At 47.2% G+C, this 25,829-nt stretch carries 29 protein-coding genes; 4 read left to right on the top strand and 25 right to left on the bottom strand.

Annotation, left to right across the window (positions count from 1 at the left end; genetic code table 11):
- Positions 1–32 precede the first annotated feature (32 nt).
- The 10 genes from murD to H7F26_RS14965 all read right to left on the bottom strand — a co-directional run bounded on the left by murD (position 33) and on the right by H7F26_RS14965 (position 12,900).
- Positions 33–1,388, bottom strand: coding sequence for a UDP-N-acetylmuramoyl-L-alanine--D-glutamate ligase (gene murD, locus H7F26_RS15010; RefSeq protein WP_003181544.1), 1,356 nt, complete (start codon positions 1,386–1,388; stop codon positions 33–35).
- Positions 1,389–2,363 carry a phospho-N-acetylmuramoyl-pentapeptide-transferase gene (gene mraY, locus H7F26_RS15005; RefSeq protein WP_020451299.1) on the bottom strand — a complete coding sequence of 325 codons (975 nt, stop codon included), beginning with the start codon at positions 2,361–2,363 and terminating at the stop codon, positions 1,389–1,391.
- A gap of 127 nt (positions 2,364–2,490) precedes the next feature.
- Positions 2,491–3,957 (bottom strand): UDP-N-acetylmuramoyl-L-alanyl-D-glutamate--2,6-diaminopimelate ligase, encoded by a 1,467-nt coding sequence (locus tag H7F26_RS15000; RefSeq protein ID WP_021837458.1) that lies wholly within the window; start codon positions 3,955–3,957, stop codon positions 2,491–2,493.
- A 195-nt stretch (positions 3,958–4,152) separates the two neighbouring features.
- On the bottom strand, positions 4,153–6,087 hold the full coding sequence (locus tag H7F26_RS14995; RefSeq protein ID WP_021837457.1) for a stage V sporulation protein D: 1,935 nt from the start codon (positions 6,085–6,087) through the stop codon (positions 4,153–4,155).
- A 142-nt stretch (positions 6,088–6,229) separates the two neighbouring features.
- Entirely contained in the window at positions 6,230–8,365 is a 2,136-nt protein-coding gene (locus H7F26_RS14990; RefSeq protein ID WP_003181538.1) for a penicillin-binding protein, read from the bottom strand.
- 6 nt (positions 8,366–8,371) lie between these two features.
- Entirely contained in the window at positions 8,372–8,725 is a 354-nt protein-coding gene (gene ftsL / locus H7F26_RS14985; RefSeq protein ID WP_003181536.1) for a cell division protein FtsL, read from the bottom strand.
- Between the two features lie 31 nt (positions 8,726–8,756).
- Positions 8,757–9,695 carry a 16S rRNA (cytosine(1402)-N(4))-methyltransferase RsmH gene (rsmH, locus tag H7F26_RS14980; RefSeq protein ID WP_009328554.1) on the bottom strand — a complete coding sequence of 313 codons (939 nt, stop codon included), beginning with the start codon at positions 9,693–9,695 and terminating at the stop codon, positions 8,757–8,759.
- 65 nt (positions 9,696–9,760) lie between these two features.
- On the bottom strand, positions 9,761–10,192 hold the full coding sequence (mraZ, locus tag H7F26_RS14975; protein ID WP_009328555.1) for a division/cell wall cluster transcriptional repressor MraZ: 432 nt from the start codon (positions 10,190–10,192) through the stop codon (positions 9,761–9,763).
- 125 nt (positions 10,193–10,317) lie between these two features.
- Positions 10,318–11,934 (bottom strand): bacillithiol biosynthesis cysteine-adding enzyme BshC, encoded by a 1,617-nt coding sequence (gene bshC, locus H7F26_RS14970; protein WP_003181529.1) that lies wholly within the window; start codon positions 11,932–11,934, stop codon positions 10,318–10,320.
- 84 nt (positions 11,935–12,018) lie between these two features.
- Positions 12,019–12,900, bottom strand: a complete 882-nt coding sequence (locus H7F26_RS14965) for a 2-dehydropantoate 2-reductase (protein ID WP_003181528.1) — start codon at positions 12,898–12,900, stop codon at positions 12,019–12,021.
- A 182-nt stretch (positions 12,901–13,082) separates the two neighbouring features.
- Here H7F26_RS14965 and H7F26_RS14960 point away from each other — a divergent pair, with 182 nt between their 5' ends.
- Positions 13,083–13,562 carry an N-acetyltransferase gene (locus H7F26_RS14960; protein WP_003181526.1) on the top strand — a complete coding sequence of 160 codons (480 nt, stop codon included), beginning with the start codon at positions 13,083–13,085 and terminating at the stop codon, positions 13,560–13,562.
- Positions 13,563–13,604: 42 nt separating this feature from the next.
- On the opposite strand, the gene gerR is transcribed toward H7F26_RS14960, so the two are convergent.
- The 3 genes from gerR to H7F26_RS14945 form a co-directional block, all read right to left on the bottom strand.
- Positions 13,605–14,204: a sporulation-specific transcriptional regulator GerR gene (gene gerR / locus H7F26_RS14955; RefSeq protein WP_003181524.1), complete on the bottom strand. Its 600-nt coding sequence runs from the start codon at positions 14,202–14,204 to the stop codon at positions 13,605–13,607.
- 154 nt (positions 14,205–14,358) lie between these two features.
- Positions 14,359–14,532 carry a 50S ribosomal protein L32 gene (rpmF, locus tag H7F26_RS14950; RefSeq protein ID WP_003181522.1) on the bottom strand — a complete coding sequence of 58 codons (174 nt, stop codon included), beginning with the start codon at positions 14,530–14,532 and terminating at the stop codon, positions 14,359–14,361.
- A gap of 23 nt (positions 14,533–14,555) precedes the next feature.
- The gene (locus H7F26_RS14945; protein ID WP_003181519.1) at positions 14,556–15,071 is read right to left on the bottom strand and encodes a YceD family protein; all 516 of its coding nucleotides are present in this window, start codon (positions 15,069–15,071) and stop codon (positions 14,556–14,558) included.
- A 217-nt stretch (positions 15,072–15,288) separates the two neighbouring features.
- On the opposite strand from H7F26_RS14945, the gene H7F26_RS14940 reads away from it, so the two are divergent.
- The gene (locus H7F26_RS14940) at positions 15,289–16,539 is read left to right on the top strand and encodes a nucleotidyltransferase (RefSeq protein ID WP_026699228.1); all 1,251 of its coding nucleotides are present in this window, start codon (positions 15,289–15,291) and stop codon (positions 16,537–16,539) included.
- A gap of 16 nt (positions 16,540–16,555) precedes the next feature.
- Here the strand turns inward: H7F26_RS14940 and H7F26_RS14935 are convergent, their stop codons facing one another.
- Entirely contained in the window at positions 16,556–17,578 is a 1,023-nt protein-coding gene (locus tag H7F26_RS14935) for a SepM family pheromone-processing serine protease (protein ID WP_061565873.1), read from the bottom strand.
- 323 nt (positions 17,579–17,901) lie between these two features.
- Between H7F26_RS14935 and ylbJ the strand changes: the two genes are divergently transcribed.
- The gene (gene ylbJ, locus H7F26_RS14930) at positions 17,902–19,122 is read left to right on the top strand and encodes a sporulation integral membrane protein YlbJ (RefSeq protein ID WP_003181511.1); all 1,221 of its coding nucleotides are present in this window, start codon (positions 17,902–17,904) and stop codon (positions 19,120–19,122) included.
- 8 nt (positions 19,123–19,130) lie between these two features.
- Here ylbJ and coaD read toward each other — a convergent pair whose 3' ends face one another.
- The 9 genes from coaD to H7F26_RS14890 form a co-directional block, all read right to left on the bottom strand.
- Complete coding sequence (gene coaD / locus H7F26_RS14925) at positions 19,131–19,625, bottom strand: pantetheine-phosphate adenylyltransferase (protein ID WP_003181508.1); 495 nt, start codon at positions 19,623–19,625, stop codon at positions 19,131–19,133.
- A complete protein-coding gene (gene rsmD / locus H7F26_RS14920; protein WP_003181507.1) occupies positions 19,618–20,184 on the bottom strand; it encodes a 16S rRNA (guanine(966)-N(2))-methyltransferase RsmD in 567 nt (188 codons plus the stop codon). Before rsmD ends, coaD begins: the two co-directional genes overlap by 8 nt.
- A 48-nt stretch (positions 20,185–20,232) precedes the next feature.
- On the bottom strand, positions 20,233–20,367 hold the full coding sequence (locus H7F26_RS22040; RefSeq protein WP_254926361.1) for a hypothetical protein: 135 nt from the start codon (positions 20,365–20,367) through the stop codon (positions 20,233–20,235).
- Between the two features lie 109 nt (positions 20,368–20,476).
- Positions 20,477–20,749: a YlbG family protein gene (locus tag H7F26_RS14915; protein ID WP_009328559.1), complete on the bottom strand. Its 273-nt coding sequence runs from the start codon at positions 20,747–20,749 to the stop codon at positions 20,477–20,479.
- Between the two features lie 71 nt (positions 20,750–20,820).
- Positions 20,821–21,270 (bottom strand): regulatory iron-sulfur-containing complex subunit RicF, encoded by a 450-nt coding sequence (locus H7F26_RS14910; protein ID WP_003181503.1) that lies wholly within the window; start codon positions 21,268–21,270, stop codon positions 20,821–20,823.
- A gap of 277 nt (positions 21,271–21,547) precedes the next feature.
- Complete coding sequence (locus H7F26_RS14905; RefSeq protein ID WP_003181501.1) at positions 21,548–21,787, bottom strand: YlbE-like family protein; 240 nt, start codon at positions 21,785–21,787, stop codon at positions 21,548–21,550.
- 14 nt (positions 21,788–21,801) lie between these two features.
- Positions 21,802–22,197 (bottom strand): YlbD family protein, encoded by a 396-nt coding sequence (locus tag H7F26_RS14900; RefSeq protein ID WP_003181499.1) that lies wholly within the window; start codon positions 22,195–22,197, stop codon positions 21,802–21,804.
- Positions 22,198–22,350: 153 nt separating this feature from the next.
- The gene (locus tag H7F26_RS14895; protein ID WP_003181497.1) at positions 22,351–23,394 is read right to left on the bottom strand and encodes a CAP domain-containing protein; all 1,044 of its coding nucleotides are present in this window, start codon (positions 23,392–23,394) and stop codon (positions 22,351–22,353) included.
- 140 nt (positions 23,395–23,534) lie between these two features.
- A complete protein-coding gene (locus H7F26_RS14890) occupies positions 23,535–23,981 on the bottom strand; it encodes a CBS domain-containing protein (protein WP_003181494.1) in 447 nt (148 codons plus the stop codon).
- A gap of 167 nt (positions 23,982–24,148) precedes the next feature.
- On the opposite strand from H7F26_RS14890, the gene H7F26_RS14885 reads away from it, so the two are divergent.
- A complete protein-coding gene (locus H7F26_RS14885; protein ID WP_003181492.1) occupies positions 24,149–24,508 on the top strand; it encodes a YugN family protein in 360 nt (119 codons plus the stop codon).
- 56 nt (positions 24,509–24,564) lie between these two features.
- Here H7F26_RS14885 and ctaG read toward each other — a convergent pair whose 3' ends face one another.
- Both ctaG and ctaF read right to left on the bottom strand, forming a co-directional pair.
- On the bottom strand, positions 24,565–25,464 hold the full coding sequence (gene ctaG, locus H7F26_RS14880) for a cytochrome c oxidase assembly factor CtaG (RefSeq protein WP_026080860.1): 900 nt from the start codon (positions 25,462–25,464) through the stop codon (positions 24,565–24,567).
- A gap of 33 nt (positions 25,465–25,497) precedes the next feature.
- On the bottom strand, positions 25,498–25,827 hold the full coding sequence (gene ctaF / locus H7F26_RS14875; protein WP_003181487.1) for a cytochrome c oxidase subunit IVB: 330 nt from the start codon (positions 25,825–25,827) through the stop codon (positions 25,498–25,500).
- Between the last annotated feature and the right edge of the window lie 2 nt (positions 25,828–25,829).

The raw sequence follows: 25,829 nt of genomic DNA, 5'->3' as shown, positions 1-25,829 counted from the left end.
AATTCTTAGGGCTATCTTTACGAGACAAGCCCTTATTTAAGCATATGCACGGCGTTTACAAACATGTCACCACGTTCTTCAAATGTTTTGTACTGATCCCAGCTTGCGCAGGCCGGGGACAGAAGAATGACATCTCCTTCGTCTGACAGGCTGAACGCCGCAGTTGCTGCTTGTTCAACATTATCGACACGTTTAACCTGTTGTATTCCCATTTCTTCGGCCAGCTTCTCAAACTTCGGCGCGGTCTCGCCGAAAGTGATCACCGCTTTTACAAAAGACATATGCGGCTTTAGTTCATCAAATTCATTTCCGCGGTCAAGCCCCCCTGCCAGCAAAATGACCGGCTTTTGAAAGGCGGACAGCGCTTTTTTCGTCGCAAGAATGTTTGTCGCTTTGCTGTCATTGTAAAACAGTCTGTTTTTGATCGTCGCGACGTATTGCATCCTGTGCTTAACACCTGTAAAGCTCGTCAGCACCTTACGGACGGCCGCGTCGGAAACGCCTGCTGTTTTAACGATGCAAAGGGCGGCCAAAATGTTCTCCAAATTGTGCTCTCCCGGCAAAACGACGTCTTCCAGCGGCATGACCGGTTCGCCGTTAAACATGATTGCGCCGTCTTTCACGCACGCTCCGCGCTCAAGTGTCCGGCGGACCGAAAAATACACCTTCTCCGCTTTTGAACACTCCGCGAGCCGGACGACTGTCTCATCGTCCAAATTGACAACGGCAACGTCTGTTTCCGATTGATTTCGATAAACCTGCTGTTTGGCAAGCTCATAATTTTTGCGCGAATGGTGATAATCGAGATGGGCATCAAATACGTTTAATAATAATCCAATCTTCGGTCTGAATTGATAAGTCCCCATGAGCTGAAAACTCGACAGCTCTGTCACGATCCATTCGTCTCCGCTGGCCTGATTGGCCACTTCGCTTGCCGCCGTACCGATATTCCCAGCAACGAGCGCTTTTTTCGAATCGGCCTTCAGCATTTCATAAACAAGCGTTGTCGTTGTCGTCTTTCCGTTTGAACCGGTAATGCCGATGAACGGAGCATCTGTCAGATGATAGGCGAGTTCAACCTCCGTCCAGACCGGGATACCCCGCTTCAGCGCTTCTTCGACCATCACGTTTTCATAGCGGATGCCCGGATTTTTAATCAGAATGTCGATCGAATGAAGATCAAACAGTTCCGTCGGATGAGAGCCGCAGACGACTTCCACCCCTTTTTCCGCGAGAATCCGCGCAGGTTCATTTTCCTCAAAAGGCAGCTGGTCATTCACGACAACCTTTACGCCTTTCTCATGAAGGATCGAAGCGGCAGCATATCCGCTTTTCGCCAGCCCCAGTACGAGCACATTTTGATTTTGCAATAAATCTTGAGTATCCACTTATAACCACACCTCGATGTAAATTCCTAAGACGGCAAGCAGAAGCCCCGCTGTCCAAAAAGTGACGACAACTCTCCACTCAGACCATCCGACAAGCTCGTAGTGATGGTGAAGAGGGCTCATTTTGAAAATTCGTTTGCCGGTCGTTTTAAATGAAATGACCTGCAAAATGACGGACAGCGTTTCAATGACGAATACACCGCCGATGATAACAAGCAGGATTTCCAGTTTCGTTAAAATCGCGATCGTCACAATCGCGCCGCCGAGGGCAAGCGACCCTGTATCTCCCATAAAGACTTTCGCGGGGTGCGCGTTAAACACAAGAAATCCTAACACCGCTCCGACAACGGCAACCGCGAAAATTGCGACATCGTATTGCGACTGGTTCCACGCCAAAATCGCAAACGCACCGAACGCGATGGCAGCTGTACCCGACAACAGACCGTCAAGCCCGTCAGTCAGGTTGACGGCATTTGAACCGCCGACAAGCATAAAGATGACGAGCACTGGATAAATCCAGCCGAAGTCAAACGACAGCTCTGTTCCCGGAATGCGGATGTCAGTCGGCAGCCCTTGGAAGTGGTAGACGGCATAGAATACGAGAGCAATCACGATCTGACCGATCAGTTTTTGTTTGGATGTGAGTCCAAGGTTGCGCTTCATCACGACTTTAATATAATCATCCAGAAAGCCGAGCAGACCGTATCCAACCGTAACAAACAAGAGGAGGATCATGTTCATGCTGACTTCGGAAAATTTCATCGTCATAACAATGGTCGTCGCGATAATCGACAATATGATCATGACGCCGCCCATCGTCGGCGTTCCCGATTTTTTCTGATGGGATTTCGGACCTTCCTCACGGATGCTCTGCCCGAATTTCAGCCTTCTTAAAAACGGAATGAAAATCGGAGATAAAAGAACGCTGATTAAAAAGCCCATGATAATGGTAAATAAAATTACTTGTTCGAGCATCGTTCTTCTCTCCTTTCCGCATGATATAAGAAGCAGCATACGCATTTATCATATTCACTGTTTTTTTTCATATGTTGATTTATTTCATCCATCATTTCAACAACTCTTTCCTGTAGTTCTTTTTCGATTATTTCAGCTCAAGAATGGCTCTTTTGGCCACCTCAGCGTCATCAAAATCAAAGGTTTGACCGCCGATCTGCTGGTAAGTTTCATGGCCTTTGCCTGCAATCAGGACGACATCGCCTTTTTTGGCGTTTGCAATTGCAAAAAAGATCGCTTGCTCGCGGTTGACGATGCTGTGATAGTAAGCTCCTTTTACGCCTTCCTCCATATCGTTTAAAATGGCGAGCGGGTTTTCGCTTCTCGGGTTATCGGCTGTAAAGACGGGTTCATCAGCAAGGTCAACGGCGATCTTCGCCATTTTCGGACGCTTCGTCTTATCGCGGTCTCCACCGCAGCCGACGACGACAAACAGCTTTCCTTCCGTTAAGCCTCTGCACGTATTCAAGACATTTTCGAGGCTGTCAGGGGTATGGGCATAATCGACGATCACCGGGAAGTCCTGGCCTGCGTCCACAAGCTCAAATCTTCCTCTGACCCCTTTCAGCCCTTCAATTCCTTCTGTAATCGTGGCAAACGGGATATCCGCTGCAATCGCGATCGCGGCAGCCGTTAAAACATTGTAGACGTTAAACAGGCCGACAAGCGGAATCGTCACTTGTGCAGAACCTTTTGGCGTCACCAGGTCAAAGGTTGTCCCTTTCGGAGCCATTTTGATATTTTCAGCCATGACATCGGCATCGTTTTGAATTCCGTATGTCAAAAGATGTGCTGACGTCACTTGGGCGAAATAGGCTGAAGCAGGGTCATCCGCATTCAGCACGGCCCACTTCGGTGTTTCGTGGTTAAAGGATCCGCCGAGCTGCGAGAAAAGCAGACTTTTCGCATGTTTATATTCTTCCATTGTCTCGTGGTAGTCGAGGTGGTCCTGGGTCAGGTTTGTAAATGCGGCGATATCGTAATCACACCCGTGCACCCGGCCCATGTGGAGAGCGTGTGAAGATACTTCCATGACGGCTGTATCCACACCCTGATCAACCATTTTTCTAAACGTTTTTTGAAGTGTGACGCTTTCCGGCGTCGTATTTTTCGCCTCGAACGTTTCGTCGTGGATTTTCGTGTACATCGTGCCGATCAGTCCTGTACGGCTCCCGGCTTTTCTAAAGATCTCCTCCACCATGTGAGAAGTCGATGTCTTGCCGTTCGTGCCTGTAATTCCGATCAGCCTCAGCTGCTTTGTCGGCTGGCCGTAAAAAGCGTCCGACAGCACGGCAAGCGCTCTCTTCGTATGACGGACGATAATCACCGGCACATCGGCGTCCACTTCCCTTTCCGCCACAATGGCGGCGGCCCCTTTTTCAGCGGCTTGGCGGGCGTAGTCATGCCCGTCGACTGTATAGCCTTTTATACAAACAAAAAGACTCCCTGTCTTGACTTCCCTGGAGTCCATCTCAATTGAAGTTATATCAGGGTCTTCTTGGCCGGCATAGGAAGGTGCATTTTTTAAATATGTAAGAAGCTTTGTCAATTTCATCGTATCAAACCTCTCAAGTCTAATCATTCTTCATTCGTTGTCATATTGATTCGCCGCACGAGCTTCGTGCAGACATACAGTTCATATTTTAGCGTAAAAAAGAGGATACATCCAGCTAATCCTTTAAAATCGATATATTTTTTAGGAGGAACGGCCCCGGACATCAGCAGGCAGCCGCTCCTATATTGAAACGAATTAATCAGAGGCTCCGTCATCGCTGTCAAGATAAATGCGAATCGTCGATCCTTCTTTTACTTTTTCGCCCGGCTTAGGGGACTGCTGAACGACGACATCGCCTTCTCCGGAAGCCTTCAGCCTGAGGTTGATCAGCAATGGTTCAAGCTCTGTCACGGAAAGCCCTATAAGGTTCGGGACCTCGATCAGCTTTTTGTCCAGCCATTGATATTCGCGTTCGATCTGATCTTTCCGCTTCTTAACGCCGAGCTGCGGAAGACTGTCTCTCATGATGTTTCCGACGATCGGCGCTGCAACCGTACCCCCGAATTGAATCGTTCCTTTCGGGTTGTCGACGGCGACGTAGACGACAATGCTCGGATCATCTGAAGGAGCCGTTCCGATAAATGAGACGATGTGGTTGTTTTTCAAATATTTCCCGTCTTTTACTTTTTGCGCCGTACCGGTTTTGCCGCCGACCCGGTAGCCGTCGACAAAAGCGTTCCGCCCCGTCCCCTGGGCGACAACGCTCTCCAGGGCGTAGCGGATCTGTTTGGATGTCTCTTCAGATATCACTTTTCTTTTGGCGATCGGCGTCTGTTTTTTCACTGTTTGTTTTGTCACGGGATCAATCCACTCTTTGGCAATATACGGCGTATACAGCGTTCCGCCGTTAACAGCCGCAGAAACGGCCGCGACCTGCTGGATCGGCGTCACCGATACCCCCTGCCCGAAAGCTGTTGTCGCCTGCTCTACGGGGCCGACGCGGTCAAGAGGGAATAGGATGCCTGTTCCTTCGCCTTGCAGATCGATCCCGGTTTTTTGTCCGAAGCCGAAATTTTTAATGTAGCTGAACAGTTTTTCTTTGCCGAGCCGCTGACCAAGCTCAACAAATCCCGGGTTGCACGAATTTTGGACGACTTCAAGAAACGATTGTGCGCCGTGTCCGCCGCGCTTCCAGCACTTCAGCCTCGCGCCGTCCACTTCAACGGAACCTTTATCATAGAATTGATCTTTTTGGAGGTTGACTTTGTTTTCCTCCAAAGCTGCGGCAAGCGTGATGATTTTAAAAGTAGAACCCGGCTCATATGTGCTCCATACAGGCAGGTTCCGGTTATAGACTTTGGGATCGATTGATTGGTAGTTTGCGGGATCAAAGTCCGGCCGGCTGACCATCGCCAATATCTCCCCGTTTTTCGGATTCATCGCAACACCGACCATACCGTCCGGATTATACTTCGCTTCTGCGATATCAAATTCCCGCTCCATGATCGTCTGCACCTTTGAATCGATCGTCAGCTTCATATCAAGCCCGTCTTTCGGCGGGGTATAGTCATCCGCCTCCCCAGGCATTCTCTTGCCTTTTGCATCGGAATAAAATTTCACATAGCCCTTTTCGCCCTTCAGCTCTTTGTCATAAAAGGCTTCAAGGCCGAGCAGACCCTGGTTGTCAATGCCCGCAAATCCGAGCACATGGGACAGATAGCTGCCGAACGGATAATGGCGGATCGAGTCTTCTGCGATGTATACGCCTTTCAAATTGAGATCTCTGACTTCTTTTGCTTTCTCGTGGGAAATCTTCCGGCCCTCGGGATTGATCCTTTCAATCGACGTTTTTTTCGTGACATGTTTATACGCTTTTTCTTCCGACATATTCAAAACGCTGGCCAGCAGTCTGCTCGTTTTGATCGGATTTTCAACTTGCTTCGGAACAACCAAAACCGATGGCGCGCTTTGGTTTGTTGCCAGCTTGACGCCGTTCCTGTCCAATATTTCGCCCCTTTCCGGCTCAAAAGGAAGGTTCCGGCTCCAAGAATCTTTTGCTAAAGTCGTCAGTTTATCCCCGAGAACGAACTGAACGTATCCGAGCCTTGTATCAATAATCAAAAAGATGATCACACCAAAAAGCAGAACGAATATTAAACGTTTTCTGACCGTTACATTGGAAACGCGCAAGAGACCGTTCACTCCTTATTTAGGCTTGTTTCATTTTATGCCTCGGAGCGTTTTGATAGAACGGCCCGATTTTTCATCTATTCAAGGCGGCCGCGTCCAAACGGAAGGCTATCGACTTTGAGCCGATAGCCTTTGACGGGATCTATTCGTTTTTCAATCTGACTTTCACGACTGAATTTGCTTTTAATTCTTTGCCTGCTTTTACATTTTGACTCTTCACATAGCCCTGGCCGCTCGTTTCGATATGAATGCCTGCCATGGCGCCGAAGCGGAGGGCGTCCCGTTTTGACCAGCCTGTCATATCTGGGAGTGTGATTTTCCCGTCGGTTTTCAGGAAGACCCGTTGGTTCGGCAGGACGGCTTCGCCCGCTTTCGGGTACTGTTCTTTCACAGCCAAGCCATCGCCGATCGTAACGGGAACAAGGCTGCTGCCTTGCGCCTCTTTTGCGGCGGATTCGGCTCGTTTGCCGGAGAAATCAGGCATTTTCAGCTGTTTTTCTTCCTGCTTTTCTTCTTTTTCAGTCTCTTTCGGTGTGATATTTAAGTAGTGAAGACTGTTTTTCATCACCGGATTGAAAATTTTTGACACCGGAGCAGAGCCTGTTTCCGTAGCTTTTAATTGCGGCTGCTGCACGGCCACATAAACGAGAAGCTGCGGATCGTCCTTCGGGGCCATGCCCATGAAGGAGAACACGTAGTTTTCGCGGCCGGTCAAATATCTGCCGTCTTCTCCGGCAATTTGCGCCGTACCGGTTTTTCCGGCGACATCAAATCCTTCGATCTTGTACGGCTGCCCCGTTCCTTTTTCAGATGTGACGACTTTTCCCAACAGCTCGCGCACTTCTTTTGCCGTTTTGGCAGAGATCGGCTGGCCGACTTGTTCCGGTTTATTTTGATAAATCGTTTTGTTTTTGTCAGAATCAACGACATGATCGATCACATAAGGCTTCATCATTTTTCCGTTATTGGCGATCGCCGTCGCGGCCTGAAGCTGCTGGATCGGCGTGACAGCAGAGCTCTGTCCAAAAGCCGTCGACACTTTATCCCGCAAATATTCAAAGTTGATTTTGCTGTTCGCTTCCCCAGGCAGGTCAATCCCCGTTTTGTCGTAAAAATGGAATTTCCGCAAATATTGATTGAACCGGTCCGTGCCGAGTTTATCGTTGGCAAGGATCGCAAACGCGACGTTTGAGGAGCGTTCAACACCTTCATTAAAAGTGATCGGGCCCCAGCCGTTTCCACCGTTATGGTCTTTGATCGGCTTATCTTTTTTAGAAACCGAATATGATCCAGACTTGTATTGTTCTCCTCCATTATATACGCCTTCTTGGATGGCCGCCGCCAATGTGAAAATCTTCATCGTCGAGCCCGGCTCAAAGCTGTAGGAGACAAGGTCGTTGTAATAGTTCGTGACATCGCGCACGTTCGGGTTGAAGCTCGGCCTTTGCCCCATCGCAAGCACTTTGCCCGTTTTCGGATCAACAACCGCCGCCATAATCTTTTTCGGCTTGTACTCTTTTTGAACGGTCGTCATGCTGTCTTCCAAAAACGCCTGGATTTTTTGATCGATCGTCAAATACACGTTGTCTCCGTTGTTTGGCGCTTTAATCTTTTCATTGCTGTTCGGCAGGCGCCAGCCCGTTCTGTCGGTATCGTACGTCATGTATCCGTCCGTTTCTTTCAAATAATCGTTCAGCGTTTTTTCAAGGCCCATCATGCCTTGCATTTCACCCGTTTTTTCGTTGATCTGCGAATAGCCGATGAGGTTGGAGGCGAAGATTCCGTTTGGATAGTAGCGCTTCGTATCGCGGGTGAACACGATGCCCGGCAGCTTCAGCTTTTCGATTTTCTCTTTTTGGGCGTATGTCAAATCCCGTCCCGCCGATCCGAATTCGACCTGAAACGCTCCTTTTTTATTTAGAATATCGAGCACTTTCCCCTCATCCATGCCGAGGATCGGCGCGAGCTTCTCAGCTGTCAGCTGCTTGTCCTTAACGTATTGAGGCTTCATCTTTTCGCTCATAATCGCGACAAGCTTATATGTCGTAGCATCTTCGGCAAGCACTTTTCCGTTCCGGTCAAGGATCGATCCCCGGTGGGCTTCGATCGTCCGCTTTTTCTCATACTGTTCGTTCGCCTTCTGCGCAAGCACTTCGCCGTTCACTTTTCCCGTCGCTTGAATAAACGCAAACCGTCCTACGATGACAAAGAAAAAGAGGGCAAAACAAATGCTGAGTATTGCCGCTCCTCTGTTCATGAATTTATTTTTTTTCGGCATTTTGCATCATTCCTGTATGTCTTTCACTTTTTTATCACCCAATTTAAGGCCTTTTTTCCGGGCGATGTCCATGATACGGTCCGGCTCTTTCAGCATATCGGCTTCTTTTTCGAGGTCATCAACTCTGCTGCTTTCCGTTTCAACCTTCTTTTCGAGCTTTTGAATTTCAATATTGGTCTGATACGCGGCAAAAGCCTTTGAAATCATAAAAAGTGAAGCGCTGAGCACAGCCAGGGCGAAAAGCACAATCAATACCTTTTCCCCCAGCGTAATCGATGCTCTTCTCCGGATGATAACGGATTGTTCTGCACTGTCTGTCTGTCTTTGCTGTTTTTCTACTTTATAAGCCAAATTGCTCATAGACTGATGACCTCCTTTTAATTCGTACAGCTCACTCTCGTGCTTTTTCCGCGATGCGCAGCTTCGCTGAGCGCGCACGGTTATTGTGTTCAAGCTCCTCTTCGGAAGCTGTGATCGGCTTTCTGTTGACTAATTTTAATTTCGGTTCAAACTCCTTGGGGATCACGGGCAGTCCGTGAGGCAGTTCAGGAGGCGACGACATGTCTTTAAATGTCGATTTGCAGATCCGGTCTTCCAGCGAGTGGAATGTGATGACCGATACTCTTCCGCCCGGCTTCAGCACCTCAATCGCCTGCAAAAGCGCTTCTTCAAATACCCTCAACTCATCGTTTACCGCAATTCGAATCGCCTGGAAGATCCGTTTAGCCGGATGCCCGCCGCTTCTTCTTGCCGGTGCGGGAATCGCCTCTTTGATGATATCGACAAGCTGGCCTGTTGTTTCAATAGGCGATTGTTCTCTTGCTTTTTCGATTTTCCTGGCAATTTGCTTGCTGAACTTCTCTTCTCCGTATTTAAAGAAGATTTTCACGAGATCCTCATAAGGCCATTCATTGACGACTTCCTTTGCCGAAAGGCCCGCCGACTGGTCCATTCGCATATCAAGAGGTGCATCATGATGATAGCTGAAGCCCCTTTCGGGTGTATCCAGCTGAGGAGATGAGACGCCTAAATCAAATAAAACACCGTCCACTTTCGTGATGCCGATTTCGTTTAGACGGTCTTTTAAATACCGAAAATTGCTTTTTATGAAAACGACTTGTCCTTCATAATCCGCCAGTTTTTCCTTCGCATGGCGGAGTGCGGTTTCATCCTGGTCAAAAGCGACCAATTTGCCTTTTTCAGACAGCTGTGAAAGCAAATACTCGCTGTGACCGGCACCGCCTAATGTGCAGTCTACATATGTACCGTCTTCTTTTACATTTAAACCATCAACTGTTTCTTTTAATAATACTGTTGTATGCTCAAACATTTCTTTACTAGTCCCACCTTTTTCAAATGAACTGATTGCAGAAGCGCCGCATGCGCAAAGATTCATTATATATCAAATCCGATCATGTTTTCAGCTATTTCGGCAAATGAATCTTCCTGCTCTTCTACGTATTGTTCCCAAATCTCTTTGCTCCACAATTCAATTCGATTTGAAACTCCGATGACCACGCATTCCTTCTCAAGCTTTGCATAATTTAACAGCGGTGATGCAATGTTGATCCGGCCCTGCTTGTCCAATTCGCATTCGGTGGCTCCGGAGAAAAAAAAGCGGGTAAAAGCGCGTGCATCTTTCTTCGTAAGAGGAAGGGCCTTCAGTTTTTCTTCGATGAGTTTCCATTCGGACATCGGGTAGCCAAACAGGCACTGATCAAGCCCGCGCGTCAGAACGAACTGCTCGCCGAGGCCTTCTCTGAATTTCGCCGGAACGATCATGCGGCCTTTTGAATCAATCGTATGCTGGTATTCACCCATAAACATGATCTCGGTCCCCACTTTCGTTCCTCAACTCACCACTATCCACCACTTCTCTCCACAAATTTATTTTACACTGTTTTAGAACAAAAAAAAACCCTGAACTACTCAGGGTTTTTTAAAAAATTATTTCAAAGTTTGACAACTTGATGCATGTTTTGAAATGAATATGGCAAATCCTTGTATTTTTCCAAGAAATCCGGACCGTATTTGTTCAAATAATACACGATGTTCCAAATTCTCTCCTGGGGAGCGTCTAAAGGTTTGATGCTTGTTTGAATTTTGTCAAAATCACGCAAAATATAGTTTTCTTTTTCTTCAATCCTTCTGATGACTGTTTTCTCCAAAAATTGGAGCTGATCTTGAATGAAGCCCGCGTTTTTTTCTAAAAGGGGGCCGAGGCTGCCGTCGATTTCGAGGGCTTCGGCGCGCACTGCGGAATGAATGTTTTCGATTTTTTCTTTCGCCTGTTTGACCGAATCGGTAAATCCGTTCGGAACCTTATCTTGAAAATACTGCTCTTTTTTGGCCCGCGCTCCCTTTTCAATCGATTCGCGGAGTTCGATTCCCCGTTCGTCCAGCTTTTTTTCGATGTGCCGTTCAAGGAATGTAACCTGAAGCCTCGGTACGACAGGCGGCATTTTATAGCCCATGACCTGAAAAGCGCCTTTCAGCTCGCCCCAATAATTGATCTCTCCGGGACCGGCGATGAACGCCAATGTCGGTAGAAGATATTCCTGCATGAGCGGCCGGGTTACGACATTATTGCTGAACGCTTCCGGGTTCTGGCAGATCAAATCGCAAAGCTCTGCTTCAGACCACTGAAGATGAAGCTCTTTTATAAAAAACGCGCCGTTTTCTTTTTCAATTAAAAACCGCTCGCCGTCGCGCTCATAAAAAATGTTCGCATGTTGTGCGGCCCCTTCGATAATCGGTGTGTAACCCAGTTGTTTCATCAATTCCTGCTGCCGTTTGACAGAGTCGGTCAGCTCATCGTTTTTGTCCAGCAGCTGCCGGAAAAAGCGCGCTTCAAGGTTTCTGATGCCCGGGTCTCCGGAATTCAAAAGGATCAAGCCGTCTTGTTCAAACATGTCGGCAACAAGAAATTCGAAAAAATCGGTAAAAGAAAGAGACTGCCTTAAACATCGGCGCAAATGGCCGAGAAGATCATTCGTATACTCCGTTTCTTCAAATGAAGCAAAAATCCCGTCCAGCCACTTTTCAGCTTTCTCGGCATCGAGCGCCGTTTTTGCCGCCTGGCTTTTTTTCCAGTGGGACTGCGGGAGCTTGTGCTTTTTCACCTTGCCGCCGTCAGAAATGTAGACGTGATTGATTTCTTCCAGATCATGGTCTTCCCCCGCAACCCAGAATACCGGAATGACCGGAACGTTCAGCTCTTGTTCTTTTTGCTTTGCTAATAAAAGGATCGATACGATTTTATGTATAGTGTAAAGAGGACCCGTTAAAAGGCCGGCCTGCTGCCCTCCGACAACGACGACGCTTTTCGGATCGCGAAGGCGTTCGATTGTTTCATTCATGGTTGCCGATTGAAATTTGCGGTGATAGTCGAGCAAATAGTCTGCTAACGCATCGCGGTCATACGTCCGGGAGGAAAGGTCATCCAAACGGACACTCCAACTTTCATTGCTTAGGCCGTAATCAAAAAACGGCTCTATCTCCTTTTTTCCATTTATATAGTCTCGTACAAAAGGGTTTTGACTTTGTATGGAAAGTTCAGTAAGCTGCATCTCTAGAACTTCCTTTCTCCAGTAAATAGTTAGCTATCCGAAACGAGTATAGCACGTTATGCGATTCGGTCAAAAGATTTAGCTTCATTCGTTTTCAAGCGCCTTGATGCTGCGATATAAAAAGGTAAGGTGCGGGGCGGGCTCTCCTGACTCTTTTGCCCGCTTCAGCAGATAGCCGATGATCGCATCCGCTTCCGTTTTTCTTTCTGCCAGCACATCGGCAAGCATTGAGGACGTGTTGCTTTTCGTCCGGCGGCAGACGGAAAGAACATGGTCCCACGCTGCCTGGCGATCTTCAAGTTCCAAAATCCGGCTCGCTTCTTCAAAGACGAACTTCATATAGGCCCCATACATCGGCTCCTCAAGCAGCGCGCCGTTTTTCACCCGCAAAAGAGCCGTCAGCGGATTGATGCACGCATTGACAATCAATTTTTCGGCGAGGGGCTTATACCAGTCTTCGCACCAAATAAAAGGGAACGCTTCATGCACCGAAGCGAGCTCTTTTTTCAGCCGGGCGGCGGATTGGCTTCGGAACGCGCTCCATTTTACGGCCCCTTTTCCCGTGTGCCGGAATGTACGGTCATCCACCCTGACAGCTCCGTGTTCCACAGATCCCGTATAGATGCGGTGGCCCGTCTGCCATTTTTCAAGCACGGGAATATGCGCCATTCCATTTTGCAGGAACATGATGTCAAGAGGAGCCGCCTGCTCCAGCTCAGACAGAACGGCTCCGAGCTGATGCTCCTTTACGGCAACAAAAAGAAGGTCGCAGTCCGGATCAAGTTCAGTCACGCCCCTGGCGTTCACGGTCATCTCTTTCCCGTCTTCAAGAAGGCGGATTCCCTTTTCTTCAATCGCTTCCGCCTGTTCCTTTCTCCGCGCAATCACAGTCACTTCGTGGCCGAACGAAAAATAGTATGCAAAAAGGAGGCCGACCGAGCCTCCTCCGATGACTCCGATTTTCACATTCTCACACCCTGATTTTTTCATATACTGTATATCATAGCAGAAATTTTCGCCGTTGACTTGTCAGTTGTTTCAAATATTCAGAACCGTTTCGCTTCATTATATTAGAAAATTTTTATCATTTGGATTTTTTGAAAAAAGCGTTTACAATAGAAGTAGACCACAAACAAGGGGGTAACATAATGGTCAAAGTCGAACGTTTGCTGATCAACTACAAAACGCTTGAAGAATTTAAAAAGTTCAGGGAGTACGGGATTCAAGAGCTTTCCATGCTGGAGGACCTTGAAAGCAACATGATTGAAAACGACAGCAACTCACCGTTTTACGGCATCTATTACGGAAATCGGCTCGTCGCAAGAATGAGCCTGTATAAAGTGGATGGTAAATCAAACCAATATTTTGAAGAAGGCCAAGATTACCTCGAGCTCTGGAAGCTTGAAGTTTTGCCGGGGTATCAGCGAAACGGCTACGGAACGATGCTTGTGGAGTTCGCCAAATCTTTCGGACTCCCGATTCGCACAAGTCCGCGCGTCAAATCATCCGATTTTTGGAACAAGATGGGCTTTACACCGGTTAAATACGATATGGCCCGGGATAAAGGGGAAAATCCGCTCGTTTGGCATCCTGCGAGCGAACCTAGTCAAAGTTCTGAATCAGCATAAACGAAAAAAGCCGGCCGATAGCGGATGGCCGGTTTTCTATTTTCAAGCTTCCCCCAGATTTTCATTCGGCTCCGGCTGGAGCATCGCCTTTTTGTTTCGTTCGTCTCCCTGAAGAACGACCATTTTTCTGGCTCTCTCCATGATTTCAATCAGCGCTTTATAATCCTCTTCTGTCAATTCAAGCTTTTTTTTCAGCGATTGATTTTCGCTTCGCAGCTTTTCAACTTCTTGTTTCAGCTCATTGATTTCTTCAGCAAGCTTTTTCTTCTCGTCGATAAAGTCCTTTTGAACCGGGGCTTCTTTCAGCTTTTCCAAGTACTCTATGACATCATCGAGCGTCAGGTTTTCCGCCTTGCTCTCAGAAACCGTTTTGACAGATCCAGGAAGGTTTGCGGAATGGATACCGATTTTTTTGCGCAGCTCTTTGCGCTGCTTCTTTGCCAGTTCAATGCCTGATTGGTATTGCTTTCTGACAAATGAATTCCAGCGGAATCCGCAGGCGGCCGCGGTTCTGCTTAAAGCCTTGCCCACTTCTTCAAAGGCTGAAAGCTGTGTCCCGCCTTCCCGAATGTGCCTTAATACGACCTCAGCCAGCAATATATCTTCATCCTGTGTCCATGCATCCTGTCTTGTAATCGTCAAATGTTATCCCCCTCCATGACTTTATGAATTTACCTCATACATATGCGGCTGATAGAGTAGATAGACTATTTTCTTTACAGGAAATAAAAGGATGAAGGGAAAACGGGTATAAAAAAACACAAGACATGAAGTCTTGTGTTTTCATTGTTGACGATTAGTTGCTTTTTACGTCTTTTCCTTTGTATGATCCACATGCTTTGCAGACGCGGTGTGAAAGTTTCATCTCACCGCAGTTTGGGCATTCTACCATACCAGGCACTTGCAATTTAAAGTGTGTACGACGAAGTCTTTTTTTCGTTTTAGAAGTTCTTCTAAAAGGTACAGCCATTATTCCCACCTCCTTAAAGAGCGTTAAGATTCATCTTCTTGTTTTAAGAGCTTCCCGAGTCCGGCAAGTCTCGGATCGATCCGGTCTTTCCGGTCATCTTCTGTAATGACCTGCCAATCCTTGCCCTCCTGCGGAGCACCTTCTTCTTTTTGAACAGACTCACAAAAGATTTGCATAGGGATCTCAAGAAGGATTTCTTCTTTCACGACCGGAGTCAAGTCGATGAGGTCATCTTCAACAATATGGATGTCTTCATCTTCCATTTCCTCGGTCTTATGAAATATAAACAGTTCTTTTGTAGAAATGCTGAATGGATAACGAACATCAACAAGCGTTCTTGAGCAAGGCAAGATCATCTCGCCTGAAATGGTAAAATCAAATGCAGCCTGCTTTGAGCGGATTTCCGCGCGCCCTTTCACCCGCACCGGTGAAATGCTGCGGATTTCCGAGCTTTGAGAGAGTTCGCTTAAATCAACTGTTTCATCAAATTCAAAGTCCTTCTTCGGCATTTGATTCAGCTGATGTATCGTCCATTTCATTGTATCACCTCTAAGTGAGCAACAAACATGATTATAGCTTTCATCATGTTTTTTGTCAATATTTTTTCTTTACAGATATGCGCCTGCGCCTTTCATTCGTTGACATCGTGAACAACAATTCATACACTTAGGAAAAACGCTGTTTTCGCGAGGCGTCTGGACATTCCATGTGTAAATGTATCATAACTATTTCAAGAGATGCAAGAGAGGTGAAAAAATGAAAGCGGTCGGCCTTGTTGTGGAATACAATCCTTTTCATAACGGACATTTATATCATATAAAGGAAGCAAAATCAGAAACGCGGAGCGAGGTGGCGGTTGCCGTTATGAGCGGCTCCTTTTTGCAGCGCGGCGAACCCGCCATCGTATCAAAGTGGGCGCGTACGAAGATGGCGCTCGCATCTTTTGCCGATGTCGTCGTTGAACTCCCTTACATATTCGCCGTCCAAAAAGCGGAAACGTTTGCTGAAGGCGCCGTCTCGATTTTAAATGAATTAGGGTGTTCTTCTTTGTTTTTCGGAAGCGAGCACGGCGATATTGAGGCATTTCTCAATACAGCCGCACACACGATAGAGCACGAAGACAGGCTCAACGAAGAAGCCAGAAAGCAGATAGCGTTTGGGCTGAGCTACCCGCAAGCGATGGCAAAAGCGTTCCGGTCTGTAACAAGAGAAGGCGGTAACATCGTTGACCTTTCAAAGCCGAACAACATTCTCGGATTCCATTATGTGAAAGCCATCATGCAAAAGCAATTAAGCATGAAGCCCGAAACCGTCAAGCGCCGGTCCTCAGGCTATCACGATTCAACATTCCCTGAAGCGGACCGAATCGCAAGCGCTACGAGCATACGCAAGTCGATTTTTGAAACGGGAAGCCTTGCGGACAGCCGCTTCTACCTTCCAAAGACAACGGTCGATGAGCTCGATGAATACGCCCGGACTTTCGGCATGTGGCACTCGCCTGAAGATTATTTCCCCTTTTTGAAATACAGCCTGCATACAATGGATACAGAAGAGCTGAAAGGGATATACGAAGTGGAAGAAGGCCTTGAGCACCGCGTCAAAAAAGCGATCCGGAAAGCAGGCTCTTTTAAGGAATACATGGAGCTTTTGAAAACGAAGCGCTATACGTGGACAAGACTGCAGCGCATGAACACCCATATCCTCACAAAAACGAAGAAAGCCGACGTTAAGCGCATGTTAAACGAAACACATCCGGCATATATCAGACTTCTCGGAATGACAAAAAAAGGGCAGGCCTATTTGGCTGAAAAGAAAAAAAGCTTGAGCGCACCCCTTATTACAAAGACGGGATCGTTTTCCCATCCTTCCCTCCAGCTTGACATAAAAGCGGGCCAAGTATACAGCGCCCCGCTCAAAGAGCCGGTGCGGACGATGCTGACAGAGCGGGAATATTCCCTTTCGCCGATCAGGTATGACGAAGACAGCCGGATATTTTTGCGCAAATAAAAACACCTGATGGACATCAGGTGTTTTTCACTTTATCTTCCAAATAATGAATCGCATCATCCATCGTGTCGACAGGGACGATTTTCATATCGGTTTTAATATCTTTTGCCGTTTTTACAGCTTCTTCATAGTTTGATCCTTTTTTTCCGCCTTCGTTCGGGGCAAAAAAGATGTCGGCTCCCGCCTTGTCTGCCGCAACGACTTTCTGGCTGATGCCGCCGATCGGACCGACTTTGCCTTCGTCGTCGATCGTTCCGGTTCCAGCAATATGGTGTCCTTTCGTCTCGTCTTCTTTTGTCAGCTGGTTATAGATCTCCATTGACATCATCAGCCCTGCCGAAGGGCCGCCGATGTTTTCAATATCCATATCGACCTCCGGCTTCACCTTGATATTGCGGTCTGTGATGAGGGAGACGCCGAGCCCCGCTCTCTTTGGATCTTCTTTGAATGTTTTCAGCTTCATCTCATATGTTTTTTCTTCTTTATCCCGTTCAACTACGATTTTCACGCGGTCCCCGGCTTTTTTTGACTCGATGTAGCGGACGAAGCTCTCCGCTGACCGGAACGATTTTCCGTCCGCTTTTTTAATTTTGTCCCCGACTTGTATTTTCCCTTCTGCAGGCATGCCGCTGACGACCGACATGGCATATACGCCGTTAAACGTGTAGCTGACTTCTTTTCCGGCCCGCTTATAAGCGGCGATCATCGCATTTTCCTGGGAATCTCTCATCATTTGCAGTTGGCGCTTCATATATTCCTGATCAGATTCGCCTTCTTGTTTAAAATTTTCTTCCGGAAGAATTTCGTGGTAAGGGCGCATTTTTGCCCATATATATGTAAGCGGGTTGGCAGGACCGACTTTAACTGTCATTAAAGAAAAGCTCCCTTTTTCAGGATAGCCGTTATCGACTTTAATTAAAGGGTTCAGCTCGGTCGCTTCGCCAGGTTCGGTGATGTAATATGGCAGCTTCACAAATGACAGCGCGGCCACGATGATAACGAGCAATAGTGCGATGCGTATAATTCTTTTTTTCAGCATGAAAATGTAACCCTCCATCTTTATTTTCACCGGCTCACATCTTGATCCGGCTTCGAATTTTCAGCCTGCATGAATTCACAGATGTATGAAATGCCTTCTTTTGATGCTCATCAAGGAGAAGGGTTTCCGCGCGTTTAAAGAGCTTCCGGTTCATTTGTTTCATCGCCGATCTGCAATCTGGTGGTCTAAAATAAGGACCAGCCTTCGTATAATGATAAAGAAGTTTCACGGAGAAGGCTACCGCACAAATCGGGCAAGCTTTTCGTTTATTTTATCATGATCCTGTTTCCAATGTGTATTCACAGCCGCAAAGGGGGTTAGAAATGGACATGTCAAAGGTAAAGACACTCATGATTGCCGTTTTGCTGCTTTCATTTACAGCTGCCGTCATTACCCACCCGCAAGAATCATTTGACGCTTCTAAAAGTGGACTTGCCATGTGGTGGGAGGTCGTATTCCCTTCCCTTTTGCCTTTTTTTATTTTATCAGAGCTCTTGATCGGGTTTGGTGTCGTCAGGTTTGTCGGGCTGTTGCTCGAGCCTTTCATGAGACCGGTGTTCCGCGTACCCGGCGTCGGAGGGTTCGTGCTCGCAATGGGAATGGCATCGGGAAACCCGGCCGGCGCAAAACTGACTTCAAGGCTGAGACAGGAACGGCAGATTTCCCGGGTCGAAGCAGAGCGGCTCGCTTCATTCACCAACTCATCTAACCCGCTGTTTATTTTCGGAGCCGTTGCGGTCGGCTTTTTCCATAATCCTTCTCTTGGCGTTGTGCTTGCGGCGGCCCATTATTTGGGCAATTTCGCAGTTGGACTGACGATGCGCACTTACGGAAGAAAAGAAGAAAACCGCACCGCCGTGCGAAAGAAGCTTCCTGTGCCTTCAATTAAAGAAGCCTTAAAAGCGCTCCATCAGGCAAGACTTGAAGAAAAGCGGCCGCTCGGCAAACTTTTGAGCGATGCTGTCATCTCCTCCGTTCAAACGCTGCTAATGGTGGGCGGCTTCATCATTCTTTTTTCGGTTTTTAATAACATTCTTTCTGTGATGCACATCACCGACATTCTTTCGCACGCGACAAGAATGATTTTGACGGCTCTTCAATTGCCCGGTGATTTTGATAAGCCTTTATTATCGGGATTGTTTGAGATTACGCTCGGCAGCAAACTGGTCAGCGCAACGGATGCGGCGCTTCTCCAGCAAGCGGTGATCGTCAGCTTTATTTTGGGTTTCAGCGGCTTCTGCGTCCAAGCGCAGGTTGCAGGCATTCTTGCTGAAACGGATATCCGCTTTAAGCCGTTTTTTATCGCTCGCATCCTCCAGGGAATTTATGCAGCGATCTTTGTTCTTATTCTTTGGAAGCCTCTTTACACATCGTTCTATTCTCCGACTGAGCCGGTCTTCTCCTTTCTGACGGCCGGGAAGACGGAACCTTTCTTTCTGGAGATGTGGAACACTTTAGCAGAGATCGGTCCGCTCCTAACAATCGGCACCCTTCTCATCTATATCATTCTTTATGCCAAATCTTACGCCCCTGTTAAAAAATGAGCAGCCGGTTACGGCCGCTCATTTTTTGCAAACTTTTTTTCAAGTGCAGCCTCGACCGCTTCCGGCACGAGTTCTGCGACTGAACCTTTATATTTTGCCACTTCTTTGACAATGCTTGAACTGAGGAACGAGTATTGGTTATTCGTCATCATAAAAAACGTTTCAATATTTTCATCGAGCACTTTGTTCATCGAGGTTCCCTGCATCTCGTATTCAAAGTCAGATACCGCTCTAAGCCCCCGCAGGATGACGTTTGCCTGCTTGCTCTTTGCATAATCAATCAAAAGCCCCTGAAAAGATTCCACTTGCACATTCGGGATATCCTGCGTCACTTCGCGAAGCAGCCCACAGCGTTCTTCCACTGTAAACAGCGGCTTCTTCGAAGAATTGTTCAAAACGCATACATAAACTTTATCAAACACTTTCGCCCCGCGCCTGATGATATCCAAATGTCCAAAAGTCACCGGATCAAAACTTCCGGGACAAACGGCAATGCTAGCCATCCCCATTCCCTCTCTTTCTGTATATGGTCACGCCTGTTAAGCCGTATATTTCCTGCCGGGCAAGCTGAAGTCCGCCCGCCGCATCCGGCAGCATGACTTCCTTCGCATGCTCAGCCACAATAAACCCTCTTTCAGTCAGCATATCCGCTTCATCAATGATCGATAAAAGCGCTTCCAGCTTTTGCTCTCGATATGGCGGGTCCAAAAAGACGGCATCAAAGCTTGCGCCCCTTTTCACCAGTGCATGCAGAGCCCGTTCTGCGTCATTTCTGTACACTTCGGCGCACTTTTCTAAGCCCAGCGTTTTCAAATTTCCTTTCACGGTTTGAATCGCTTTAAAATCCCGGTCGACAAAAATGAAGCGGTCAAATCCCCGCGACAGCGCTTCAATGCCCAATCCGCCGCTTCCCGCGTACAGATCAAGGCCGGTGCCGCCTTCAAAATACGGGCCGACCATATTAAAGATGGATTCCTTTACTTTATCGGTCGTCGGCCTTGTCGACGTGCCGGGAACCGCCTTTAAGGCACGTCCCTTATACGTCCCAGAAATCACTCTCATACTTCCACCACTTTTTCTTAAAACTCGAAAAAAATCATTCCTATCTTATCATAAAGTGTTTTCTGGCACAAACACCCAAAGTGCAAATTCATATGTATAGCAAAAAGGCTCGGTGGTGATAATAATAGCAACAGCATCGATTGATGTTGTTGCCAACCGCGGAGAAGACTTACGTTTCCCCATAAGTTCTTCCTCCGGTTTCTCCTCTCCCTTTGCCTTCTCCTTAATTTTTTAAGGAATAGAAGGACCCCGCAGAGGTATTTCTGCGGGGATTTTTTTAACATAAACCAAGTTAGAGCCCGGCTTTATAGTCGTATTCTTTCGCTTTATCCTGCTTGGATTCAAACTCCATTTTCAAAAACGGTTTGTATGAAAGATCCACCTGTTTGACAAAAGAGTACGAACGTATTTTTGCGATGATTCTTTCGGCATCTTCCATATTGCAATACACCACTACATATTTCAGCCGCTTTGAAACGTAATGAACATTTCCGAATTTCCTGAGCATTTTCGCCTGCTTCAAGGAGTGCAGCCAAACGATTAAACCTTGACGCCTGATTTCCAAATTGTTCACCTGCCTGTCGCTCTGTGCATGAAGTTCTATAAAAAAACGAGGCTCGGGGCGACCGAGCCTCATCAGGAAACTTTACAGCCGCAGCTTCCGCCTGACCCGCAGCCGCCGCCGCAAGATGAAAGATTATCAAAATAAGGGTTTCCAGTCGGTACTTTGATATGTTTTGACACAGCATGACCGATTTCCACGCTGACTTCATCAAGAATGGATTGCAGCTCGGTTTCCGCCTTTTTAAATTCGGCTACTGTATCGTGAAGGTCAAGCTCCCGTTTGATTTCCCTCATTTTCTTGGATATCTCTTTATAATCAGGATGATACTTGCCAAAGCGCTGCACATCCTCGTACTGTTCTTTTATTTTCGTAAACGAAGCGATAATACGTCCGGCCTCTTCATCTTCGCGGAGACGCTTGTAGCATTTTCTGTAATGTTCAGCCGCCTCTGATTGAAGAATCATGTTGGCCAAATCATATGCTTCATTTTGAAGCCGCAACGATTCCATTGTGGCAAACATAGACATGCACCTCCAGCTATAGTGTATCACAAAACAGCCGTTTTCAAAAATGTCTATGCCGCCTCCGAACTATAATTTTCCAAAAACTTCGCTTTCACAAGCGGAATCGCGCCAATCAGATAAGCCTTTGGGCTTTGGTTTATGGGTGGCGCAGCCGGCCAGCAAGAGGCACAGAAAGATTACAAGCCAGCACTTCTTCATCACAGATCAACTCCTTCACACCTAGCTTTACCAGAATGGCGCGATTTATCATCACAAAAAAAGACTCAGGCTTAAATTAATCCTGAGTGCGCATCGCATGAAACATTTGCAGCATCATCTGGGCCATCTGAATGCTGCCCGATAACTGGTTGACCCTGTGAGGAATCGTTTTTTCATAAAAATTCATCATATCGAGATGAAAGGCTGACAGATCATTCGGATTCCGCGAAAGCTTGCGGTACCAGACCGGCTGCTCACGGATGAACCGGCGGCGCTCTTCGTCGGCGAACACATACTCCTGCACTTCTTTACGCATGTCTTTCTCCTTCCCTAATCTTTTCGGAAAGAAAACGGATGCTCGCCGCCGCTTTGTTTCTGCTGTTTTTGGCTTCCGCCCGAAAACTGGCTGAGCAAGCTTTGCAGCGAAGAAATAGACTGGCTCATTTTATTGATCTGCTCATTCATTTGATTGGCATCCATCTTTCGAACGGCCGTCACCATTTTCGAAATGAAATCGTTTTTGCCGCCAGCGTCCGGCTCCTTTTCCGCTGAAGCTTCTTCCCTGTACGGATCCCATATCGAATCGTCTTCCCCGAGCAAAACCCAGTTTTCATAGACTTCCTGCCAGCTTTTTTCTTGTTTCCGGACTTCGGAAATCAACTTAGGATGCCGTTTTATAAATTGCTTAAATTCATTGATGGATGATTGCGCGTTTTGATTTGCCAACGTCTACACCCCCTCCGAAAACATATGCCTACTATAGTGTAATCCGCCCCGGCAAAAAATGTTCGCCTAAAATTCCTCTTTTTACAGGAACGGTGAGCAGCCGACATTTCAGGATTTCTCAAAAAACGAAAAGCCCGGGTATTGTCCCGGGCTCTATTGCCATTCTTTAATAAAGTTTTGCGTATAATATTTCTCATCCACCCCGACGCCGAGATGGGTATAGTCGGCATTTAAGAGCGCTTTTCTGTGCCCTTCGCTGTTTAACCAGCCTTCAACCGCCGCAGGCCCGTCGACATAGTTGAGCGCGATATTTTCCCCCGCCTGCTCAAAATTGACTTTTCCTTTTTCAAGCCTGTCTTTGAGGGTGCCTTCCGTTTCTGACACATGGGAGAAGTAATGGTGCTCTTTCATGTCGCTGCTGTGGCCGTAAGCCACTTTTGATACGCCTTCATCCCAAGTGAGCTCAGACAGGCCGTGCCTTGCGCGGATAACGTTTGTTATATCAAAAATCTGCTTCTCATTTGCTTTCTCGATTTTCTTCCAATCCGATTCTGTCAATGCTTTAGGCTCGATCAGGGTGCCTCTGTAGACAACTTCATACGGCCTTTGCTTGATTAAAGTCGGCGCATCAAATGCCCTGATGCTTGAAAGCGTCCCCTCGAATTTATCCATGTACAGCTGAACATAGATGTCTCCGACTTTAACCGTCGGCCTTGTATTCATATCTTCCTCGGAAAACTCAAAACGGTATGAACTGCCTTTATATTGAACATTGACATACGGGGCGATCTGGGTCGTTTTGAAAACTTCCCTTGACGGCCGTCCGATTTTAAACGGAGCGGTGTTCACCCCGTCGCCTGTCGCAAACAATGTCACAGCCTTGCCGCCCAGCAAGCCGATTTGAACGTACTGTTTTTTCCCTTGGTTATAGACCCACCATTCATAATCATACGCTGAAGGATCGACTCTGTCCGGTTTCCCCAGTTTCTTTTCGATCGTCTCGGCCGATTCCCCGATAAAGGAAAGCAGGCCGGAATCGGGAATGTTCAAGGGCTTCTCTTTTTTTGCATCTTCGTTTGAGACTTGCGGCTTGTCTTCCTTCGCAATTTTCTCAGGCGTTGAGCCGTATTGAATAAACAGCGTGTATGAAGCCGCAACGATGAGAAGGATCACGACCGCTCTTAATATATTTTTCAAACTTTCACCTCCGACTGACGGATCAATCTATCCATTAAGCTGCGCACGCATCAAAAACTTGCCTTTAGTGTCATTTAAACAGAACTGACATGAATTTTCAATGTTAATACAGCCTATTAAGATGTGAGACAAAATATGTTTTAATGAAGAAAATCTCCAGGCCGCTCTTCGTTTTCAGATATAAATGTCAGCGCGTCGCCAGCCTGGCGGTTCGATTTATTGTGAGTTGAAACATCGCCGAGCGTAATGATGCCGGCAAGCGTTTTTCCCCGTGTAACCGGGACCCTTCTGATCTGATAATCTCCCATGAGATCGACCGCTTTTTCAATTGAATCGTCTTCACTTACCGTAATGAGATCAGTCGTCATGACATTTGTAATTTTTTGCGAATTCGGTTTTTTAGCTGCGATTCCCCGCAGCACTAAATCCCGGTCAGTGACGATCCCAACCAGTTCCAAGCCGTCATCAAGCACAACCGGAATCGCTCCCACATCCCCGTCTTTCATTTTCACGGCAGCCTCGTATACATTATCAAGAACCGTACAATATAATGTTTCCTTTGTCATGATATCTTTCACACGTGTCAATCAGAAGACCTCCTCTTGTCGTTCGTTTGTTCATATTGTCGTCAAGCCGCGCGCGATTCATACTGTCCACAAAAATATTTATATATCGGCTCAGGCAGGATTGAAAGTTTAACGCTTTCATACTATGATTGTCAGTAAAGGTAATTTTTTTAAGGGGGTTTTACGGGATGAAATTTGAAGAATCCGGAATTGAAGGATTGACTGCCGACCTTAACCGGTTAGACGACATCATGGAAAACGAAGGGTTCGTAAGAGCTGGACAATGGGATTATGAACGCGTCACATATGACCGCAAATTCGATATGGTCGAAGGAAGATTCTACCTTCGCGTGTTCGGATATGCCATCGAAGGTGACGTGGGCGCCCGGCGCGCGGTAATCAAACTGATGACGCCGCTTTTGGGCAAATATTATTATCCGCATGGAGTGGAATACGGCGAAGACGAACATTTTCCGCCGCAGCTCCTCAAAACAAGCAAGACGGTGCTGAATTCGATCAAAGAAAAGGTTTCAGCGCTTGAAGTGTAGCAGGCGTACATAAAAAAGGGTGCAGCCCCTCGGTGAGGCTGTACCCTTTTTTGACCTTAATGAACCGTAGACGGAGAATATGATTCTTCTTCCAGGTCCTTTTCGTCTTTGGCTCTTTCCTTCCTCGCCCAGCCGAAAAAGATAATCGCCAAAAATGTCCCGTACACGATTTCCTGTAGGATTTTCATGACAATCGCGCCAAGCTGCTGATCTTCGAGAACAGGCATGCTGCTGAACATTTCCGGACCTGTAAGCGTCATTCCGCTCAGCGTATCGAGAGGAACGCACAGCTTCATTGCCTCCGCCCATGCTGACGGATCCGAATATGTCGAATACAGAGCCGTATCGCTGAACATGATTAACGCGCACGCCGGTGTCAGCAAAATGCCGTCAGCCATAATGTAGCCGAGTTTCAAAAGTCCGCTCATCTGCGGAAGCTCCTCGACATTGTGAACGAGCGGCCACCACATGAAAAACGCTGCAATAAAGATCAGCACGGTAATGGCGGCATGATAAACGGCATCCGTCTTTATAAAATCAAACACCAATGGAATGTGATACATCGAAAATAGACCGTTAAACACGATTATCGCGATCAATGGTTTGGAAAAAAACCGGAACAGCGGCTTGACGATCGGCAGAAAAATGACCTTTTTCCAAAACCAAGGCGGTATGCCAAGGATGATCAGAGGCGGCACGATCAAATACAGAACCGCCATTTGCGCCATATGCGCGCTGAACATAATATGTCCCAGCAAATCAACCGGACTGCCCTTAGACGCGTATAAAAGAATCATCGCCGTCAGGAATAAACCGATTTCTTTCCTGGACGCCCGCTCTCCTTCTGATCCTAAGCGTTTCATCAGAAAAAAGTAAAGGGCGGTTATGAAAACGACAGCCCCTAGGAAATAGGGGCTCCAAAGGGCGCGAAAACCGAATATTTCAAGGCTGCCCAACATGAGCATCCTCCTTTCTGTATGTCGGTTCGATTACCACCAGATTAGCGTTACAAAAGCCAACACGGTAACAAAAGCGACCAAAACGCCCGAATAAAGGAACAAAGTCGGCGCTTCATGCCCCCGCTGACTCATATGCATAAAGTAATACAGCTGAAACGCAACCTGAATGACGGCGAGCAACAGAATAAACGGCACCGTAAACCATACGCCGGCATCTGAGGCGACCGTTAAAAAAGCGACAATGGTCAGGCCGATCATCAAACCGAATGAAATAACCTGATATCTCATGTCCTCCGCGTTTTTCTTTTTGCGGTAGGCAAGATCTGTTTTGGGATTCCCTCTGTTTTCGTTATTCACCATTT

This window comes from Bacillus sp. PAMC28748 (assembly GCF_014250415.1).
GTDB classification, from domain to species: domain Bacteria; phylum Bacillota; class Bacilli; order Bacillales; family Bacillaceae; genus Bacillus; species Bacillus licheniformis.
This window is presented reverse-complemented; position numbering and strand designations above follow the sequence as displayed.